This window comes from Steroidobacter gossypii, from assembly GCF_016801985.1.
GTDB lineage: Bacteria > Pseudomonadota > Gammaproteobacteria > Steroidobacterales > Steroidobacteraceae > Steroidobacter > Steroidobacter gossypii.
Map to the genome: position 1 here is coordinate 550322 of NZ_JAEVLS010000002.1, position 20996 is coordinate 571317.

The following is a 20996-nucleotide window of genomic DNA, read 5'->3' on the forward strand; positions in this document are numbered from 1 at the left end:
GGGCACATTCGATCAACTCTCATTGCCGGCGCGCGCGCCTGCGCGGCTAACACAGGTTCGCCGCGTCACATCGGCCACAGCGGCCTTTGGCGGCTTTGCCGATGATTCAATCGGAGCGCCTCGCCGTTCGCAATGGAGTGGTCAAGAACGCCAGTCGAGAATCCGCATGAATCGCATCTATCGTGTCATCTGGTCCGAGGCGCAGCGCGCGTGGGTGGTTGCTTCGGAGCTGACCAAGTCGCATGGCAAGCGCAGCCGCTCGCGCGTGGATGTTGCGGCTCCAATCGTTAGCAAGCTGTTCGTCGGCGGCTTCGCGGCGCTCCTTGCCTCGACGTCATGGGCCGTGGATAGATACTGGGACGTCAATCAAACGGCGCCCGGCAGCGGCGGATCGGGCCTCTGGGATCTGAGCAATCTATACTGGAGCCCGAACGCCAGCGATACGCTCGGCCCCTACAACCAAGCGTGGAACAATGCGGCGCTCGATCACGCAATCTTCAGCGGCACGGCTGGTGAGATAACCCTCGGCGCGCCGATCACCGTCAACGCACTGACCTTCGACACCACCGGTTATACGATCTCGGGAACGGGCGGCAACATTCTGACGCTTGCCGGCACGACGCCGACCATCACGGTCAATGGCAGCGCCAGTACCACCTCCACTATCAGCGCTGTAGTCGCCGGCTCGGCGGGGCTCACCAAGACAGGAGCGGGCACGTTATTCCTGAACGGACCGAATACGTTCAGCGGCGGCATCACGCTGAGTGGCGGTACACTACGCGCTAGCAACGATGCTGCGCTCGGCGCGATCGGCAACACGATCACGACCACGGCCGACGCAGGGCTGACCATCGATTCGGGCTCGACGACCCGAACTGTGACGATTGGCGCAGGCACAACGCTCACGTTGAACGGCGCCGGCGCAGGATCGGCGCTGCTCACAGGTTCGGGCAACCTCAACGCCTTCTTCGGCACGACGCTCAGCAACGACAACAACGATTTCACCGGAACGGTCACGCTCAGCGGGTGGTACGGGAACACCGGGAGCATCTATTTCACTTCGGTGCGCAACGTCGGCGAGGCGAGTTCGCTGGGCGCTGGCGGAACCATCACGTTCACCAGAGGAGATGGTCAGGATCTCATACGCTATATCGGCGATGGCGACGTTTCGAACCGGGATTGGGTGATGGAGGGCGGAGGGCTGCGCCGTTTCCTCAATGAGGGGACGGGAACGCTGTCCCTCAGCGGCGCTTTCAACCTGGCGCAAAGCACCCGGTTCGAGGCCGCGAGCGCGGATTTCGAACTGCTCGGCGTACTCAGCGGCGGCGCTCCCGGGGTTACCTTCATGGCCGGCTCGGGCCGCAGCGTCACGCTCGGCGAAGCCAACACGTTCACCGGTAATGTCACCTTGAGTGGTGGTGGCGTCATCAACGCTTCGGTTCTCGCGAACGCCGGGCTCGCCAGCTCACTCGGACAAGGATCGCTGGTCACGATAACCGGTACCACCCTGCGCTATACGGGCACGGGTAACAGCACCGACCGGCCCGTGACGAGCAGCGGCACCGCGTCGATCGTCAACGACGGCGACGGTGCACTCAGCATGACCGGCGACGTCTCACTCACCGGGACGCTGACGCTCGGCGGCACCCATAACGGAACCAACACTGCCTCCGGTGTCATCTCGGGTGCGGGCGGCATCGCAAGCGCCGGCAACGGCGTGTGGGAACTGACGGGCGCCAACACTTATTCTGGCGCGACGACGGTGAACAGCGGCACGCTGCGCGCGGGCACCGCCGGTGCGTTCGGCGCCTCGACCTCTTATGTCGTCAACGGCGGCACTCTCGATCTCAACAATTTCGACGTGACGATGCGGACCCTTTCCGGCACGGGCGGCACCGTTGCACTCGGCACGGGCGACCTGACAGTTGACGTCGCCACGGGCGAAAGCCCGATCTATGGCGGCGCCATCACCGGTCCCGGCAGCTTCAGCAAACTGGGCGACGGAACGCTGACACTGACCGGCGCCAACACCTATAGCGGCGACACCATTGTCGGCGGTGGCACGCTCGCGCTGAATTTCGGCGTTGCCGGCGCGCCGACGGAAAACATCATTTCGAGCTCGTCCACCCTCAACATGACCGGTGGCACGGTGCAGATCATCGGCGCGGCGAGCGAGGCGAACAGCCAAACGTTCGACGGCCTGAATATCACAGCCGGCAGCAACAGGATCACGGCGACGGCCGGTAGTGGGGGCATGACGATCAATTTTGGAGACGTCTCGCGCAGCGGCGGCCAGATCGACTTCGGCATCGGCAGCGGGGTCACGATGAGCGTGGCGCCGGACACCACGCTCGGCGGCTGGGCGACGGTGAACGGCTCCGACTACGCCGACTTGGACGAGAACAACAACATCATCGCCTTCACTGACTACGATCTCGAGGACGATGCCGGCACCTGGGGCGATAACGACGTCGTCACGGATACGGGAGGCACGACGGACTCGCCGTTCACAGGCACTGTGAGCGACTCCGGCGGTGACAACATCGTGCAGCTCGGCGGGCTCCGCTATACGGCTCAGCGCAATTCGCAGGTCGACGTTGCGGCCGGCCAGACGCTCGGCGTCGACGGCACCATCATCATCGCCGACGATGTCGGCTCGACTAGCCAGACGATCTCAGGCGGCTCCGTGAGGGGTGCTGCAGGCGGCGTGCTCGGCATCCAGCAGAACAGCGCCGGCACTTTCACTATCAACTCCACCATCGTCGACAATGGCGGCGCGACGGGTCTCACCATCGGTGGCACAGGCACGGGCAGCGTGGTGCTCGGCAACGCAGCCAACACGTACAGCGGAGCGACCTGGATCACACGAGGCAAGCTCTCCGTCGGAACGCTCGCCAATGGTGGTGTGGCAAGCAGCATCGGCGACTCCTCGGCGCATTCATCCAATCTGGTGCTCGAAGGCGGCACGCTCAGCTATACCGGCGGCAGCGTCGCGACGGATCGCGGCTTCACGCTGATGCGCTCGGGCGCCGTTAGCGATGGCACGATCGAGGTTACGCAATCTGGAACCAACCTCACTTTCGGTGGCGAGGTCGTCAGCTCCGACGGCGCCGGCCTTGCCAAGTCGGGCGCTGGCACGCTGACACTCAGCAACGGCAACAACAGCTACACCGGTGCTACCACTATCAGAGGAGGCACGCTGGCCGTAACCACGCTCGCCAACGGTGGCGAGGTGAGCAGCATCGGAGCCTCGAGCAACTCTTCGTCCAATCTGGTGATCGGCAACGGTGCGCGCCTGCAGTATGACGGCGTCACCGATGAAAGCGACCGTGGCTTCACGCTCGGCACCGGCACCTCAGGCGCAACAATCAGCGTGACCTCTTCCGATACCACGCTGACGCTGAGCGGAAACGCGGTGGGCGCCAACAACTTTGTCAAAGAAGGTGCCGGCACGCTGGTGCTTGCCGGAAACAACACCCAGAACAGCAACACTGTGAGAGCCGGCACGCTGCGCGCCGGCTCCGGAACCGCCTTCGGCCGGGATATCGGCCTCATGACCGTCGCGTCAGGAGCGCGGCTGGAGCTTGCGACGTTCAGCAACATAGTGGGCGGGCTGCTCGGCAGCGGCACCGTCGACCTCGGCGCGTCTGGGACGAGGCTCACCCTCTACACCAGGACCGCCGAGTTCACCGGCACGATCACGGGAGCTGGCGAGCTCGCCGTTACGGGCGGTGCCGTGCAGACGCTCAACGGTTGCAACCATGACTATACGGGCGCAACGATAGTCAGCTCCGGGACGCTGAGCGTCGATTGCATCCGCAACGGCAACGTGGACAGCGGCATCGGCGCATCCGGCGCGGCCGCCAGCAATCTGGTCCTCGCGAACAACGGCACTCTGAGATATACCGGTGGCAGTGTCATCACCGATCGCGGTTTCCATCTCGCCGACGGTTGGGGTGGTATCGACGTGACGAACGCCGCTAGCACGCTCGAGTTCACCGGGAATATCACCAACGCTTCGGGCGGCGGCCTGGTGAAAGACGGTGCCGGCACGCTGAGACTTTCTGGCACCAACACTTTCGGCGCCACACTGGTCAGAGGCGGCACTCTGATCGCCGGCTCGACGCAAGCCTTGGGAGCCGGTCTGCTGACGATTCATGGCGGTGCCACCGTGGATCTGGCAAACCATTCCAACACGGTTGGCGCACTGGATGACGCCGCCGACGTGAGTGCCGGCACCCTGCTGCTGGGTTCGGGGAATCTGACACTCACCGCTGGCTCGGGGCAGTGGTTCTTCGGGAGCATTCAGGGCACCGGTGATCTGATAAAGACCGGCGGTGAACAGGGACTGGGTGGCTGCGGCAACAGTTACAGCGGCGCGACCATCATCCAGGGCGGCTGGATCTACGCCGACTGTCTGAGGGATGGCGGTGTGAACAGCTCCATCGGCTCGTCCAGCGCGGACGCGAGCAATCTCGTCATCGGCGGTCCTGGCAACGCTGGATTGCGTTACACCGGTTCCGGTGACAGCACCAACCGGCGCTTCACGCTGGGAGCAGCCGTGAACTATGTCCGCAACGATGGCACCGGCGCGCTCGCGTTCACCAACACCGCGCCGGTAACCTATTCGGGCACAGGCACTCGCCAGCTGCGTCTCGGCGGCGCGAACACCGCCACGAACATCATGGCCGCCGAGCTCGGCGACAACGGTGCTTCCGCTACGTCCCTGGTCAAGGAGCAGGCCGGTACCTGGCGGCTGACGAACACCAGCAGCGACTACACCGGCGCCACCTCGATCAGCGACGGTGTGCTCGAGGTGGTGAAGCTGGCCGACGGAGGGCAGGCAAGCAGCATCGGCGCCTCGACTGCGGACGCCAACAGGCTGGGGATCGGCACCAATGCGCGACTGCGCTATGTGGGCAGCGGCGACAGCACCAACCGGCTGTTCACGCTCAGTACCGGCACGACCTTGATCGAGTCATCCGGCACCGGCGCGATCAACTTCACCAACAGCGGCGGCTTGATGGGCTTCTCAGGCACCGGCGCGCGTACGTTCACGCTCGGCGGCACCTATACCGGCGACAACATCATGGGCGTGACGATCCGCGATCAGAGCGCTTCCGCCCAGACCAGCCTCGCCAAGAATGACGCCGGCACCTGGATTCTGACCGCCAACAATACCTATACCGGCAACACGGTCATCAACGATGGCAAGCTCATCATCGGCAACGGCGGCATGTCGGGCAATGTCGGCACCGGCCAGGTGATCCTCGCGTTCGACACCGGCACGCTCGGCTTCAACCGCAGCGATACGTTCAACTTTGCCGGCCAGATCAGCGGCCCGGGCATCATCGAGCAAATGGGCGAGGGTACGACGGTGCTGACGGCGACCAACAGCGCCGGCACCACGAGGATCAGCGAGGGCACGCTGCAGATCGACGGCGACCTGACGACCGACACGATCACTTTCGACGACGACGAAGCGACGACGCTCACCGTCAACGGCGCGGTGCACGGCAACGGCGTCGCTGCCACGATCATTGGCGACGCTTCGTCCAACATCGTCAACGTCAATGCAGGCGGCACGCTTACCGCCGCCGGCGATCTCGGCGACGGCAGCGATCATGTCAACGTAGTCGGCACGCTCGATACGGGCGGCTCGACGCTGAGCCTCGGCGCGGGCGACGACACATTCACGTTGAATGACGGCGCGACCATCACTGGCACCGTCGATGCGGGCAGCGCCGTCAGCGGCGATACGCTCCAAGTAAACAACGTCGCCGACCGCACTTTCGACGGCACCGGTTTCAGCGGCTTCGAGCAACTCACGAAGCAGAACACCGGCGTGCTGACGCTAACGGGCACACAGACCTACAGCCTCGGCACGAATGTCACAGCCGGCACGCTCGACGTGGACGGCACGATCAACACCGGCGCGGTCACACTTGGCGATAACACCACCTTGAATGTCGATGGCACGCTGACTGCGACGGCCGCACTCACCGGCAGCGCGGGTGTGAACACCGTGCTCGTGAACGCGGGTGCGACTTTGAGCGCGAACGGCAATCTGGGCGACGGCAGCGACGTCGTGACCATCGCTGGTGCGCTCGATACGGGCGCGGGTCCACTCAGCCTGGGCGCAGGAAACGATACGGTCACGTTGAGAGACGGCGCGACCATCAGCGGCACTGGCATCGATGGCGGCGCGGCGATCACGAGCGACGTGCTCGTCCTCGACAACGCGGGGGCATTGACGTTCAACGGTGCGATGACGTCCGGCTTCGAACAGCTCCGCAAGCAGAACGTTGGCACTGCCACAATGACGGGGACGCAGACGTTTGCCGCTACCGCAGTCGACGCCGGCGTTCTCGACATTGACGGCACGCTGAGCACGGCGACGCTCGCCATGGCCGATGCCACGACGCTCAACGTCGACGGCACTGTGCAAGCGGCCGGCGCCACGCAGACCACGATCACCGGCAGTGCAGGCGCGAACACGCTGCTCGTCAACAGTGGCGCAAACTTGCGCGCCACAGGCGATCTCGGCGACGGCACCGACATCGTGACGTTGAGCGGCGCACTGAGCACGGGCGCCGGCTCACTGAGCCTGGGCGCCGGCGATGACACCTTGACGTTGAACGACGGTGCATCGATCGCTGGCGCCGGCGTGGATGCGGCGGCCGGCACCAACGATCGGCTGGTCCTCAACAACGCATCGGCGCTCACGTTCGGCGGTGGTGCCACGACCGGCTTCGAGCAGCTCATCAAGCAAAACACCGGCATCGCCACCATGACGGGCGCACAAACGTTTGTTGGCACGGCCATCGACAGCGGTACGCTGGACATCGACGGCACGTTGAGCACAGCGACAGTTGCCCTGGCCGACGGCACGACGCTGAATGTCGATGGCACCGTGCAAGCTGCCGGCGCGACACAGACCACAATCTCCGGCAGCACCGGCGCCAATACCGTCGTGGTGAACGATGGCGCGACGTTGCTGGCAACGGGCGATCTGGGCGCGGGCGCCGATGTGCTCGATGTCATCGGCACGCTCGATACAGGCGCAGGTACGCTGTCGCTCGGCGATGGGGACGACACTTTCATCGTCCATGACGGTACGAACGTCGTCGGAACGATCGATGGCGGAGCGGGGCTCGACACGCGCGAGTACAACATCAACGGCACCGCGGACGTAGGTTCGCTGCTTGGCTTCGAGGGACTGACGAAGACTGGCACCGGCACGATCAACCTGAATGGGCTGGGATCGAGTCTCGCCGAGGTCGAGGTGCTGGCTGGCAGGCTGAATGTGGCCTCCGGAGCGTCGATCATCGATGCCGTTTCGACCACCGTCGCAAACGGCGCAACACTGGACGTACAAGGCGTCTACAACGGTAGCGCGGGCAACGACACCTTCACGGTGGCAGGTACCGTGAGCGGCGGTGGCAGCGTGGATCTCGGCGCAGGCGATGATGTGCTGACGCTGCAAGACGGTGCGGCCGTCAACATCGACATCGATGCGGGTGCTGCCACGACCGGCGATCGCGTGGTGCTCGACAATGCGTCGGCGCTCACGTTCGATGGCACGAATGTCACAGGCTTTGAAGCCCTGGAAAAACAGAACTCAGGCACCGCGACGCTGGCAGGTACGCACACATACGACAGCACAACGATCTCCGGCGGCATGCTCGATGTCGACGGGACCCTCAACACTGACGCTATCAGCCTGGCTCACGGTACGACGCTGAACGTCGACGGCACCGTCCAGGCGACTGGCGGCGCACAGACCGCCATCACTGGCAGCAGCGGGGTCGACACGGTCATAGTGAATGACGGCGCCACGCTGCTCGCTTCGGGCAATCTCGGCGATGGCAATGACGTGCTTGACGTGGCAGGCACGCTCGACACGGGCGGCGGCACGTTTTCGCTGGGCGCAGGCGATGACACGTTCGTCGTACACAACACGACGCAAGTCATCGGCACGCTGGACGCGGGCGACGGCAACGACCTGCTGAACGTGAACGTGGATTCGGGCAGCCTCGTGCCGCTCGGCAGCACTACCGGTTTCGAGTCCCTCGGCAAATCGGGCCTCGGCGCGCTCGAGATCAACGGCGCGTCCGACTTCGTGGACGTGCAGGTGCAGGCGGGCCTGCTCGACATCAACGTGGGCGGCAGCATCCAGACGCAGACTGCGACCGTGAGCGCCGGCGCAACCTTGAACGTCGATGGCGGCTTCGGGTTCACCACAGGCGCCGATGTGCTTACCGTTGCGGGTACCGTAACGGGCGCTGGCACCATCAGCATGCTCGATGGTGACGATCAGCTAACCGTCCTCGACGGTGCAGATCTAAGTGGACTCACCACCTCGCTCGATGGCGGCGCGGGCAACGACACGCTCACCGCGAATATCACGACGTCAGCCACGCTCGGTGGCGTGGTCGGCTTCGAGACGCTGACAAAGCAAGGCGCTGGCACGCTCGCAATTGCAGGTCCCGCTGGCACTTCGTTCGGAACAGTGGACGTGCAGAGTGGCTCGGTTGATGTTGCCGTCGGTGCAAACGTCACAGACGTTTCCGCGACGACGGTGGCCGCTGGTGCGACATTGAACGTCGACGGCAGCTACGCCGGGAGCGCGGGGAATGACACCTTCACTCTGGCGGGCACGCTCACCGGCGCAGGTACTACCCATCTAGGCGACGGAGATGACCTTCTGACGATTCGGGATGGCGCTTCGCTCGGCATGGTGATCGATGCGGGGAACGACGTGGGCGGCGATCGCGTCGTGCTCGACAACGCCGCTGCACTCGACTTCGACGCAGCGAACGTGGCCGGATTCGAGCATCTGGAAAAGCAAAACACCGGCACGGCGATTCTGACGGGCACACATACTTACGACAGCACAACCGTCGCTGGCGGCACGCTCGATGTCATCGACATGCTTGCAACCGATACAGCCGCGCTCGCCGACAACACGATCCTGAATGTTGACGGCACGATGCAAGGTGCCAGTGGCGCGCAAGCAGTGATCACCGGCAGCACGGGCGTGAACACGGTGACGGTGTCGGCGGGTGCAATGGTGGCGGCGACGGGCGATCTCGGTGACGGCAGCGACGTGCTCGATGTCGGCGGCACGCTGGATGCGGGCGGCGGTGCTTTCAACCTGGGCGCGGGCGATGACACGTTCATCATTCGCGATAACACGACAGTCAATGGCACGGTCGTGGGCGGCGCGGGTAACGACACGCGCGTGTACGACATCACGACGGTCGCGAACGTCGGTGCGTTGCAGGAGTTCGAGGGCCTGACCAAGCGCAATTCCGGCACGCTCAACATCAACGGCCCGGCCCCAACGGATCTGCTTGAAGTCGCGGTCGAAGGTGGCACGCTGAACATCGCATTGGCGGCGAGCGTGACAGGGGTGCGGACGACGACTGTCGACGCGGGCGCGACGTTGAACGTCGACGGCACGTACGCTGGCAGCGCCGGCGACGACACCTTCACTGTTGCAGGTACGGTCGGCGGGGCGGGCAGCATCGACCTTGCCGACGGCGATGACGTGCTGACCCTGCAGGATGGCGCTGTCTTGAATATAGCGGTGAACGGCGGGAATGCGGTTGGCGGCGATCGCGTGGTGCTCGACAACGCCTCCGACTTCACCTTCGATGGTGCAAACGTCGCCGGATTCGAGCAGCTGGTGAAGCAGAACACCGGCACGGCAACTCTCGCGGGCGCACACGCGTATGACAGCACGGCGATCGGTAGCGGCACGCTCGATGTGGACGGCACGCTCGAGACCGCCACGATGACACTCGCGGACGATGGCACGCTGAACATCGATGGCACGGTACAGGCGTCCGGCGGCACGCAAACTGCGATCACCGGCGCGAACGGGGTCAACTCAGTGTTCGTGAACGCGGGCAGCATACTGCGTGCAACCGGCGACCTCGGCGACGGCAATGATGTGCTCGACGTGGCCGGCACATTCGATACGGGCAGCGGTACGTTCTTCCTCGGCGCGGGTGACGACACGTTCGTCGTGCACGATGGCACGGTGGTTACCGGCACGGTTGACGGCGGCGACGGTCTCGACACTCGCGTCTACGACATCGATACCACCGCCACGCTTGGTGCGCTCACGAACTTTGAGGGCCTGACGAAGACGGGCTCCGGCGTGCTGAACATCAGCGGCCCCGGCACCTCGGATCTGGCCGAGGTGGACGTGCTCGGCGGCACGCTCGATATCGCAGCGGGTGGGGGCATCACGGGCATCACAAGCGCTACCGTGGGCGCCGGTGCAATCTTGAACGTCGACGGTGCATTTGACTTCACCGCCGGCGGTGACACGTTTGCTGTTGCAGGCACGATCACAGGGGCAACCTCGATCAACATGCTCGACGGTGATGATCAGCTGACGCTAACGGACGGCGCGGACCTGAGCGGTCTGGCCAGTCCGCTCGATGGCGGCACGGGCAACGATACACTGATCGCAAACATCGCAACGAGCGCCACGCTGGGCGGCGTGAACAGCTTCGAGAACCTCACGAAAGCCGGCCTCGGAACCCTGAATGTCGGTTCGAGCGCCACGTTCGATACGGTGCTCGTTGAAGAGGGCGTGCTCGATGTCGCCTCCGGCGCCACGATCGGAGCGAGCACCGGGTCGGTGAGCGAGGGCGCGACATTGAACCTCGCGGGCGACTTCCTGTTCACCGCCGGCGGCGACTCCTTCACGGTGGCAGGCATTGTTGCTGGTCTCGGCGCAATCGACATGCTCGACGGCGACGATGAGCTCACCTTGCGTGACGGCGCTGACCTGAGCGGGCTCGCCACGGCGCTCGACGGCGGCGCCGGCACTGACACGCTGACCGCGGACATTGCCAGCCAAGCGACGCTTGGCGGCGCCACCGGCTTTGAGACGCTGATCAAGCAAGGTGTCGGCGTGTTTACTATCGCCGGCCCCGCCGACTCCATGTTCGACACCGTGCACGTGCGCGAAGGCGAGCTCGAGATCACGGCCGGCGCACTCGTTGATCCGCAGACGACGACAGTCGATGCGGGCGCGACGATGACCATCGACGGGACTTATCACGGCACCGCCGATGCAGACTCGTTTACGCTCTCCGGCACGCTCGCTGGTAGCGGTGCGGTCGATCTGCTCGAAGGTGATGATGTGCTCACCGTGAACACGGGCGCCGATGTGACATTCACCGGCGTGTTCGATGCGAACGCGGCCAGCAACGATCGCTTCGTGCTCGCCGGCACCGGTGAGGACAGCTTCGATTTGGGCCTGATCGGCACGGTGTTCCAGAACTTCGATGAGTTCCGAAAGGAAGGCACGGGGGCGTGGCGGCTGACCGGCGCGGGCAGCAACGATTGGACGGTGGCGGAAGGTACCCTGATCGGAGACAGCGAGAACTTCGGCGGCAACATAGAGAACGCGGCGACGGTGGTCTTCGATCAGGCCGCCGAAGGCACCTACGCTGGAGTGATTTCCGGCAACGGCACGCTGATCAAAGAGAACACCGGCACGCTCATCATGAGCGGTACGCACACGTTCAGCGGCAACACACAGATTGCGGCGGGTACGCTGGAAGTGAACGGCTTGCTGCCGAGCGCGATCGCGATCAACCCGGGCGCGACACTTTCCGGCATCGGCACTGTCGGCTCCGTGAACGCGCCTGCGGGTGGCGTTGTCGCACCGGGCACCGCCAACCTGCCGTTCGGCACGCTCACGATCGCGGGCGACTACAGCGGCGGCGGCACAGTACGTGTCAACACCGTACTCGGCAACGAGACTTCCGACACCGGTCGACTGGTCATCCAGGGCAACGTGAGCGGCACGAGCACGGTGCTCGTCAACCGCTGGAGCGGCGATGGCGCGATGACGCAAGGCGACGGCATCGAAGTCATCCAGGTGGACGGCACGAGCTCGGCCGACAGTTTCCAGCTCGGCCAGGCGGTGCAAGCCGGCGCATACGAGTATCTGCTCTACCAGGGCGGCAGCTCCGATGCGAACGACTGGTATCTGCGCTCCGAGCTGATCGATCCCAGCAATCCGCCTGATGATGGGGAGGAGCCACCGACGCCCGCGTTCCGTGCGGGCGTGCCTGGCTACGTGCTCGGACATCAAGCGAATCTCGAGTACGGTTTCACCGCGCTCGGCAATCTGCGGGGGCGCGTTGGCGATCAAGGGCGCATGATAGAAGGCCAGGCTCGCGAGCGAACATCAGATGCCTGGATGCGCGTATACGCGGATGAGCTTGACGTGGGCGGTACTCGCTTCGAAGCACAGGACCTGCAGATGACGACGGTGCAGTTCGGCACGGACATCTACGCGAGTGGTTCGGGTGATGCGAGCACACATTTCGGCTTGATGGCGAGCGTGGGCGAAAGCCGCGCTACGCTGCTTGATAGAGCGCGCGCCATCGCCGGACTCTCCACACTCGCGGGCGACATGGAGACGGATGCGAAGGGCGTCGGCATGTATTGGACGCACTACGCTGCTAACGGCGCCTATATCGATCTATCGGCGCAGGCGCTGCACTACACGAATCGTTACCGTGATCAAACGCTCACGGATGCAGATCAAAGCGGGTGGGGCGGAACGGTTGCAGCCGAGATCGGTGATACGTATGCGCTCGGTGCCACGGGCTGGTTGCTGGAGCCGGGAGCGCAAGTTGCCTATCAACGACTCGAGCTCGATGCGTTCCATGATGGTGTCTCCGGCGTCGACGGAGCAGACGACGACGGTGTTCGTGCGCGTGCGGATCTGCGCTTGCTGCGCGCTCCAAGCGATTGGCTCGGCATGAGCAATGCCTCGCCCTACATCGGCCTGGGCGTCCAACACGACTTCCGCCGCGCGAGCGCCGTGACGATCGGTGGTACCACGCTCAACGACGAGATCCCTGATACTACAGGCGACGTCAGCGTCGGCTTCACGGGCAACGTGCTCTCGGGTGTCGAACTGCATCTCGATATGCGATATCAGAAGGCAACCGAGGGAGAAAGGGATGGCCTGCGCGCGAACTTCGGCTTCCGCATGATGTTCTGAGGCCGGAGCCAATTCTTCGGATCGGCGGACCCACTCCTCGAGTCACGCGTCCGCGGGTTCGTGCCTGGAGAAGCTGCGGAACCGTATCTCTACCCGTGGGAGCTGTCATCGATTCAACCGGCACACTGGATCCTGGAAGTCGGAGCGGTTCTGGCGCGAGTGAGTGTGCTCGTGACCAAGTCCTTGAGCGAATTCGGCAGCGAGCAGATCGCGCCGGATGGTGTGATTGACCTGAATTGTGGAGCACGGTCTCAAGAAATCGTGCGGACTGCCGTCTGAGGAATAAGCCAGTTTCTCAGGACGGGCCGAGATGACGATTCACGGATTGAACAGTATGGCGAACTCGACTATTCATTTCGGCGCCGCCGAGTCCGCGGGCTCCCGGTTGAGTCGGGAGACAAAGGTCGCACAGTCCACAGCCGCCACCAGCGCTCCCCGTCCCGCCGCGATCTACCATCCTTCGCAGCCGGGTAGCACCTCGGATCTCGCCGGGCGGGGAGACATCAAGGCCTACAGCTGGGACTCGAAGCCGGATGAAGACCAGCGGATGCTCATCGCATCGCTGCAACTGCGGCTCAAGGAACTGCCCGCGGTGTCCGCCGGGCTGCGCAGCGCGTACGACACTGCGACTGCCGGCTTGTCACCCGAACTTTTGCAGAAGGACTGGGGATTTTCTGTATCCAACGGTGAGCTCGTTGTTCTGGAGGGGAGCGACGCGCTTTCCGATGAGGAACGGGCCACGTTGCAACTCGCGCTTGCCGAGCTCACGTCGGCCGCGAATGCCGTGGCAGAGACCACCAGCCGCATGATCGCGCTGGACCGCGGCACCAATGGCTTCAGCAACGGCATTGGCCGCTTCGACGTTCCCACGAAGAATTTCGCCGAAGTGGTGGACCTGCGCAAATATCTGCTCGACCACGGCCCCAGCGGAAAATACAACAACGCTAAAGACCCTTCGAACCTCCGAAAACTCTATGGCATGGGAGGATGGGCCATGATGGATCAGATCGAAGCGAACGCTGCGGCGCGCTTCTCCGTGCCAAAGTTTCCGTTCTAAGCTTGCGCAGAGTCCGAGCGGCGTGGCGCCGAGCGGCACGGCCACGACACTCTCCGGTCTCGACACATTCACCATGTCCGACGCGCGAACAAACAAGCCGACCACGAGCCGGTATGTGTGCGCTGTGTTCAGCGGCGCCGAAGCAGTCGGCGAAACACGCAGATAAATCGTGGCGGGCGTCGGCAGATTGGAGATCATGGAGTCCGGGTTCGCCCCGATCGGCGCCCAGAAACTGCCTGTGAACTACTCCAGCGTCCACTCGTTGGGGCCGAACGCATCGGCCATGCGCACGAATACGTCCTGACCGAATTGCGCGGTATAACTGAAATAGTCCACGTCCTGCGTGCTGTCCACAGTCATGGCTGTTGCGGAGGTTGACGCGATATAGCGCAGTGCGTTAAACGTTTCACTGAGTTAAACGGATCTGCAGCGAGGACTAGCCATGCCCAGCAGCCACGGCGAGCGGCACGCCTGGATTCGGGGCCTGCCCAAGGCGGAGTTGCACTTGCATCTGGAAGGTTCGCTGGAGCCAGCGATGCTGTTCGAGCTGGCGGCGCGCAACCGGTCGCGTTGCCGCTTCGGTCGGTCGAGGAGGTGCGAGCGGCGTATCGCTTCAAGCGCCTGGACGATTTCCTGTCGATCTATTACCAGGGCATGTCCGTGCTCAAAACGCGGCAGGACCAGTGTCGCCCTGCATCTGCAGGACATCGAGCGCTACTGTGAGCAGACTGGCCTTCATCAATAAGCGCGAGTCAGGAGCAATGCTCGCGCGGCATCGATTCCACGACGAGCTGCGGCTTCGATGTCCGAGCTCCCCGCCAGCAATGCCGCGAGCACCTCTCCGGCGAATGTATCGCCGGCGCCGGTAGCGTCTCGGACGCGGACCGCAGCGGATGACAACTCGATTCTGCTACTGTTTCCTTCTAGCACCACTCCATCGGCACCGCGCGTTTCGATGATCCACTGTCCGGCTCGCGTATCGCCGAGCCGGGCCGAGTCGACCATGGCTCGCTCGGAGGTGTTGCAAAAAATCAGGTCGGCGCGCTGGGCAAGCCGCTCATTGAGCCACTGCGGATAGGAGACGGAGTCTCGCTTGGCGATCCAGGCAACGATGGATCTGGCAGATATGTTATCGAGGAGCGCGGCCGTGCGCGTCGCCGGTCCGGCCGCGATGCAGACAAGGTCTGTGTGCGCCAGCACTTGCCGTTGTGCCTGTGTAAGCGAGCCGCCATCCATCTCGCCTCGATCCAGCAGGCACGTGTAGCTGCCATCATCGTGATAGAGCAGCATGCACCACGGCGTGTGTGTCTGCGAATCGCATGCGAAAGCCTCGACTTCCACGTTCCCCGCCCCGCAAGCACTCAGATACAAAGCACCGTTCGCGTCATCTCCCAATCCGACGAACGCCTTCGCCCGGTGCCCTGCAGCTGCAAGGCGGAGTGACGCGTACAACGCGGCGCCACCGGGACGTGGCCAGCCATCGCGCCCCAATGCTTCTACGGTGGCCGTCTGTGCGCCCGAGAGTGGCGCAGCCAGCCGGACCGGGTAGTCCACCGTGGCGTAGCCAGAAACGACAGCCAGCTTGCGCAAATGCACTCCGCTTGATTCCGACCGAGTCGTGGCCGTATAACGTGAATCATAACTGAAACGTTTCAGTAACACGATCGGTGCACACTGGCGTCCTCTGGCATCGAGTGAGAGTGAGGGGAGCATGACGAAGGCGTATCCAACAAGAACCGGCCTGACGGCATTGGCCACGCTGGCCGCGGGGGTCGGCAACGCGGCGGACACCGGTCCGGTCCCGCAGCAGATCGAGGTCATCGAAGTGCTGGCCACGAAGATCGGTTCGGGTCAAACCCGCGCCACGTTCGTGCTCGCCGGGCAGGACATCGCCGAGCGTCCGCTCGGTGCGGATGTCACGCAAAGCCTGGCGAAGGTTCCGGGCGTGCAGGTTTCGACGGGCGATGCGCGTGGCGGCAGCTTTTCATTCGAGCTGTACCTGCGCGGACTGAACAAGGAACAGATCGGCTTGACCATCGACGGCATTCCGACCGGCGATGCGCGTTTCAACGGCGGCTCACCGCCGCAGCGGTTCATGGACTCGAGCAATATCGCCTCGATCGAGGTTTCGCAGAGCGCCGGCGACATCGGCGCGCCGTCACGTTTCGCGCTCGGCGGATTCGTCGACTTCAAGACCGACGATCCCGCGAGGGATGCAGGCCTTACTACGGAGCTCGGCACGGGCTCGGATGATTTCTACCGCGGCTACTTGCGGGCCGATACCGGCGAGTCGAGCAACGGCTGGTCGGCCATGGCTTCCTACTCCTATCAGGAGAACGACATCTGGGCGGGTCCGAAAAATCGTTCCTCGGAGCGCGATCACGGCGAGCTCAAGGTCGTGAAGCGATGGCAGGACGGCTCGTTCCTGAAAGCACGCGCCAGCTACAACGATCAGAGCGACAATGACTTCAACATCATCACGCTCGATGAGTTTCGCGCCGATCCGGACAACGATCGAGCGAGCGACACGCTGGCCGGCATCCCGGCACGAGATGTCGATTTCGGCGGCGCCCTTGGTGGTACGCGCGAGGACTTTCTCGCGTACGTCAACGGGCTCTGGCAGGTCGGCGACAACACGCAGCTGACCCTCAATCCTTACTATCAAACATTGGACGGCGAATCCTTCCGCTATCAGGATCGATCTCGGCAACTGGCCGGTGGCGATCCTCGGGCGGTGACGGGCTACACTCCGACCGGCGGTGCGATTCGCCCAGCGGTCATTGTCAATCGCAACAGCAACGCCTTGGGTGGGCCGGCGGACATGCGTGTCACGCCGCGTGACCGCGAGCGCTACGGCGTGACCGGCGAGGCCCGTTTCAGCGAGATCGCTTCACGCCATACCGTGCGGCTGGGATTCTGGTGGGAAGGCGGCGACTCGACTGAAGATCGCAACTTCTATCCGCTGATCGATTCCGCACGAAGCATCGATTTCGATCGTGGCCGCCTGAACTATGTCGAGTATCAGCGCTCGACCACGCTCGAGACCACGATGTTCTACGCTCAGGACTCGATCGAGTTGCTGCCCGACACGCTGCGCGCGGACCTTGGGGTGACCTGGTTCGATGTGAAGTATCGTGCCAAGTCGCCGCTGGAATACGCGGCGGCGGTGAGCTTCTCGCAGGAATCGAACCTCAATCCCAAAGTTGCGTTGAGCTGGCAGCCCGTGGTGGGGCTGGAGATCTTTGGCGGCTATGCGCAGAACTTTGCCGGCATTCCGGAAGATGCTTTCCTCGGCTCGACCGCGGTCATCAATCCTGGCGACCTGGATCCGATCGAAACCGAGAACTTCGATCTGGGCGTGCGTTACACCGGCGGCAACTACGTCTTGTCTTTACAGGGCTACTCGGTCGAGCTGAAGAACAACATCGGCATCGTGCCGCGCGACCCGACAGTGGTCGATCCGGACGAAATCGTGCGTGGTAACGTCGCGACTCGGGCAGCAAACATCGATGGGCTGGAGACGCTCGGCCTCGAGCTCACGGCGATCGCCGATTTCGACTGGTTCGATGTTTATGGCGCCTACTCGTACCAGGATGCCAAGCACGACGATCCGCCGGCGGGCTCGCAGGCGCGCGCTAATCTTGCTGCCGTTGGCGTCATCGGCGGCGAGCGCGTACGTGACATTCCAACGCACAGCTTCTACGGCCAGATTGGAATCGGACCGTTCAAGGGCGTGAGCTTCCAGCTGAACGGCCGCTACGTCGGCGAGCGTGTCGGCGGTCACATCATTGCGCCCACCACCTTCATACCGGCCGGGGTCGAACAGCTGCCCAGCTACACCTTGCTCGGCGCCAATGTGAGCTACGACCTTCCGGTCGGCTGGCTCTCAGAGTTGCGGCTGCAATTGAACGTCGACAATCTACTGGACGAGGAATACCTCGGCGCCGTGTCGAGCGCGACGGCCACCCAACCGGAATTCGGATTGCTCACCGGGCCGACGGTGCGCACGCTCGATCGCTATTTCATCGGGGCGCCGCGGACCGTCACCTTCTCGGTGCGCGCGAGATTCTGAGCGTGTCGCGGCCCGGGAACGCCCGGGCCGCGCCATGCGTGTTCAGGGACGAACCTCGAAGATCCACAGTTGTGTAGCAACGTTCGCGAAGAAGTTGTTGTCGCTGGCGAGAACCAGCGAGCGACTGCCGTTCGCAAGCTTCGGCCCCCAGCCCATCGCTTCCAGATTGTCTGCGGTCACGTCCGGCAGGTCGTCGAAATCGAGCAGCAGACGTTTGTTCATCCTGGTGTACGTGCCGCCGGCGAGGGAATCGAACGAGGCTACGTCGGTCGCATCCGCCACGCTGGCGCAGTACAGACGAGTGTGAAAACGGAATCCACCGGCAGCGAGTTTGATCCCTGAGCGCTCCAGCACGAGCAACTCGTTTTGCTCCAATGCGAGGATCTCGCTGATGCCATTGTCCGCCGACTCGTCTGGCTGATGACGACGTGCTGGCTCCGCCGCGTACACATACTGTTTGATTGCGCCCCTCGGCCATGCCATGCGGGTAAAGCGAATATCGGCGCCATGATGCATATTGGGGGGCTCGCCATCCTGCAGGAGCGGTGCTTCGAGCCCGATCCAAAGCGTTCGATAGTTCGGAGCGAAGGCGAGCCCTTCGATTGCGCGATTCGGTCGCGGACCGCGTTCACCGAAAGCTGTCAGCGCATCGAGCGTTGGCGGCAACGGAATTTCTCCAAGCCAACGGCCCGTTCTATCGGCGCGACGTACCCACGGTCCAGTGCGTCGCTGCGCGTCGCCTTCGGAGGCGATGAGCAATTCGTTACGACGCGGGTCGAGGCGGATGCTCTCCGGATCGATCCAGTCCTCGTTGGAGGCCGTGGCATGCTTCAAATGCTGCGCGCCCAGCAGGGCGACGTTCGTGAGTTGGTGCGAATCGAACTGCAGCTGCGCCCGGAAGAACCGCGGCGGCCCGTGTTCGGAACGATCGTCGCTCAGCAGCAGCCACTCGCGTGTACGAGCGTCGTAGTCGATGCCCGAGATGCCGCCGAGAAGATCGCCATTCACCCGAGTCCCGGCGGGGATGGAGTACACGTCGATCAAGCGTAAAGTCGCTGCACACTGTTCGGCGCCGGCTGCTGCGAAGGTGGCGCTGAGAGCGCAGCAGGCAATGAGTCCGGGAAAGATGCGCACGCGCCGCCTCAGGGCAAGGCGCCGCTTTGACTTGCCGGGCTGGGACGACGATCGAGCGAGGCGGAGTGCGCATGAGAAATCAGCGTGTCCGCATAGAGTCCCAGCAGCCGGGGCGCGTCCACATCTTTGCAGGCTCGTTGCGCGGGCACGTGATCCCACGCGCCGGCCGGAAACGAATGGCCCGGAGCGGGCTGAATGGTCTGGCCGATCGCGATCCCTTCGGTTACGACCCGGATGGGACCGCGGCTTGTTGCGAAGATCTCAGGAGCGATCACGTAGGCGGCGGCGGCCACATCGTGAAGACAAAAACCTTCGACTCCATCATGGGTGCGATACATCGCTTCGTAGCCTCGCGAAATGTCCCATAGGAATTGTCCGGCCTCACCGCCTTGCGCCGCCAGCCGGCACGCTTCCTCGGTGGTGAAAACGCAGCGTGAAGTCACATCGAGGCCGACCATGGTCACCGGCCACGATGCTGCCAGGACTTCGTCCGCCGCGTGCGGATCATGACGCATGTTGGCTTCCGCAACCGGTGAGACGTTGCCGCGACGGCCATTCCAACCGAACGCGCCGCCCATGACCACGACCTGTGACACGAGCGAGGCGATGCCCGGATCGAGGCGCAGCGCAAGCGCGAGGTTGGTAAGCGGGCCGATGGCCAGGATCGTGAGCTCATGCGGACGAGCGCGAATCAACTCCACAATCCGTTCGTGGGCAGGGCCCGGATCGATTGCGCGTCGGCCTTCGAGGCGCAGATCGGCATCGCCCAGTCCATTACGCCCGTGGACGTGCACTGGAGCGGCGCTCCGATCCACATACAAAGGTTGGGCGGCGCCCGCGATGACCGGCGCCTCGATGGCGAATCGTTCGGCCAGATAACAAGCGTTGTGCGTCGTCGTGCCGATGTCAGCGTTGCCGAAGACCGTGGTGATCGCCGCAATCCGGACCGTCGGCAGCGCGCGCAGGAAGAGCAGCGCCATGGCGTCGTCGACGCCCGGATCCGTATCGATCAGGATCTGGTGCTTATCCATAAACCGCTCGGCACACGGCCTCGCACTTGCTCACATCCAGCCATCCGTCGGTGCGCACACCGGACTCCATGTCTATCCAATAGAGCGCTCCGGGTGGCGCCGCGATCCTCTCGATGGTATCGCGCACGTTGTCCGGATTGAGGCCGCCGGAGAATCCGCAGAACGGCCCCGCGATCGGCAGCATCGGCCAGGCGCTCGGACGGGAACCCTTGCCGAAAGAGGTATCGAACAACCAGTCGACGCGACAGTCCATCGGAAACGTTCCCGAGCATTGCAAAACGGGCCGGAGACCTCGGCGACGTGCGAAGCTGCAACTGCTTGCTACGTGGATCTCGCTGCTGCCGGAAAAGCTATGGTTGACCTGTACACGCTGAAACCCCGCCAGATCCACCTGAGCTTGTTCGGGTGTGTTCGCGATCCGTTGCGCTTGTGTTCCGCAGACATGTGCCGCCCAGCGTAGTGGAGATCCTGCGAGCAGCGACGCGCGTGTCCTCGCATCGGGAAATAGTGCATCCCCCTGGCGCTCGTCATCGACCAGGATGCCCCATTCGATCGGGTAGCGTGCCGACAAGGCGCCGAGCGCGTCGCGAACGTCGAGCCGATCGACGCCGGTGAATGCAATGAAGGCGGGCAACTCTAAAGGCACGAATGCTCCGG

The 20996-nt window shown here is 63.7% G+C and carries 7 protein-coding genes and 1 pseudogene; 4 read left to right on the plus strand and 4 right to left on the minus strand.

The features are described from left to right. The first annotated feature begins 166 nt into the window (after nt 1-166). The 3 genes and pseudogenes from JM946_RS09610 to JM946_RS31560 form a co-directional block, all read left to right on the plus strand. Nucleotides 167-13045 carry an autotransporter-associated beta strand repeat-containing protein gene (locus JM946_RS09610; RefSeq protein ID WP_203167075.1) on the plus strand — a complete coding sequence of 4293 codons (12879 nt, stop codon included), beginning with the start codon at nt 167-169 and terminating at the stop codon, nt 13043-13045. 310 nt (nt 13046-13355) lie between these two features. After that, nucleotides 13356-14102, plus strand: a complete 747-nt coding sequence (locus JM946_RS09615) for a hypothetical protein (protein ID WP_203167076.1) — start codon at nt 13356-13358, stop codon at nt 14100-14102. Between the two features lie 442 nt (nt 14103-14544). Then, nucleotides 14545-14783, plus strand: a pseudogene (locus tag JM946_RS31560) (adenosine deaminase); the annotation flags it as partial. 57 nt (nt 14784-14840) lie between these two features. On the opposite strand, the gene JM946_RS09625 reads toward JM946_RS31560, so the two are convergent. Next, nucleotides 14841-15692 (minus strand): carbohydrate kinase family protein, encoded by an 852-nt coding sequence (locus JM946_RS09625; protein ID WP_203167077.1) that lies wholly within the window; start codon nt 15690-15692, stop codon nt 14841-14843. Nucleotides 15693-15813: 121 nt separating this feature from the next. Here JM946_RS09625 and JM946_RS09630 point away from each other — a divergent pair, with 121 nt between their 5' ends. Beyond that, nucleotides 15814-18174, plus strand: coding sequence for a TonB-dependent receptor (locus tag JM946_RS09630; protein WP_203167078.1), 2361 nt, complete (start codon nt 15814-15816; stop codon nt 18172-18174). A gap of 42 nt (nt 18175-18216) precedes the next feature. Here the strand turns inward: JM946_RS09630 and JM946_RS09635 are convergent, their stop codons facing one another. From JM946_RS09635 to trpF, 3 genes are read right to left on the minus strand one after another with little or no spacing between them, the layout of a single operon-like run. Further along, nucleotides 18217-19308, minus strand: a complete 1092-nt coding sequence (locus JM946_RS09635) for an esterase-like activity of phytase family protein (RefSeq protein ID WP_203167079.1) — start codon at nt 19306-19308, stop codon at nt 18217-18219. 8 nt (nt 19309-19316) lie between these two features. After that, nucleotides 19317-20339, minus strand: coding sequence for a nucleoside hydrolase (locus JM946_RS09640; protein WP_203167080.1), 1023 nt, complete (start codon nt 20337-20339; stop codon nt 19317-19319). After that, the gene (gene trpF / locus JM946_RS31225) at nt 20332-20985 is read right to left on the minus strand and encodes a phosphoribosylanthranilate isomerase (protein ID WP_203167081.1); all 654 of its coding nucleotides are present in this window, start codon (nt 20983-20985) and stop codon (nt 20332-20334) included. The genes JM946_RS09640 and trpF overlap by 8 nt, the downstream gene beginning before the upstream one ends. Between the last annotated feature and the right edge of the window lie 11 nt (nt 20986-20996).

Excerpts from the sequence above, each read along its gene's own strand:
- JM946_RS09610 (WP_203167075.1), top strand. The coding sequence starts at position 167 with ATGAATCGCATCTATCGTGTCATCTGGTCCGAGGCGCAGCGCGCGTGG.
- JM946_RS09640 (WP_203167080.1), bottom strand. The coding sequence starts at position 20,339 with ATGGATAAGCACCAGATCCTGATCGATACGGATCCGGGCGTCGACGAC.
- JM946_RS09615 (WP_203167076.1), top strand. The coding sequence starts at position 13,356 with ATGACGATTCACGGATTGAACAGTATGGCGAACTCGACTATTCATTTC.
- JM946_RS09630 (WP_203167078.1), top strand. The coding sequence starts at position 15,814 with ATGACGAAGGCGTATCCAACAAGAACCGGCCTGACGGCATTGGCCACG.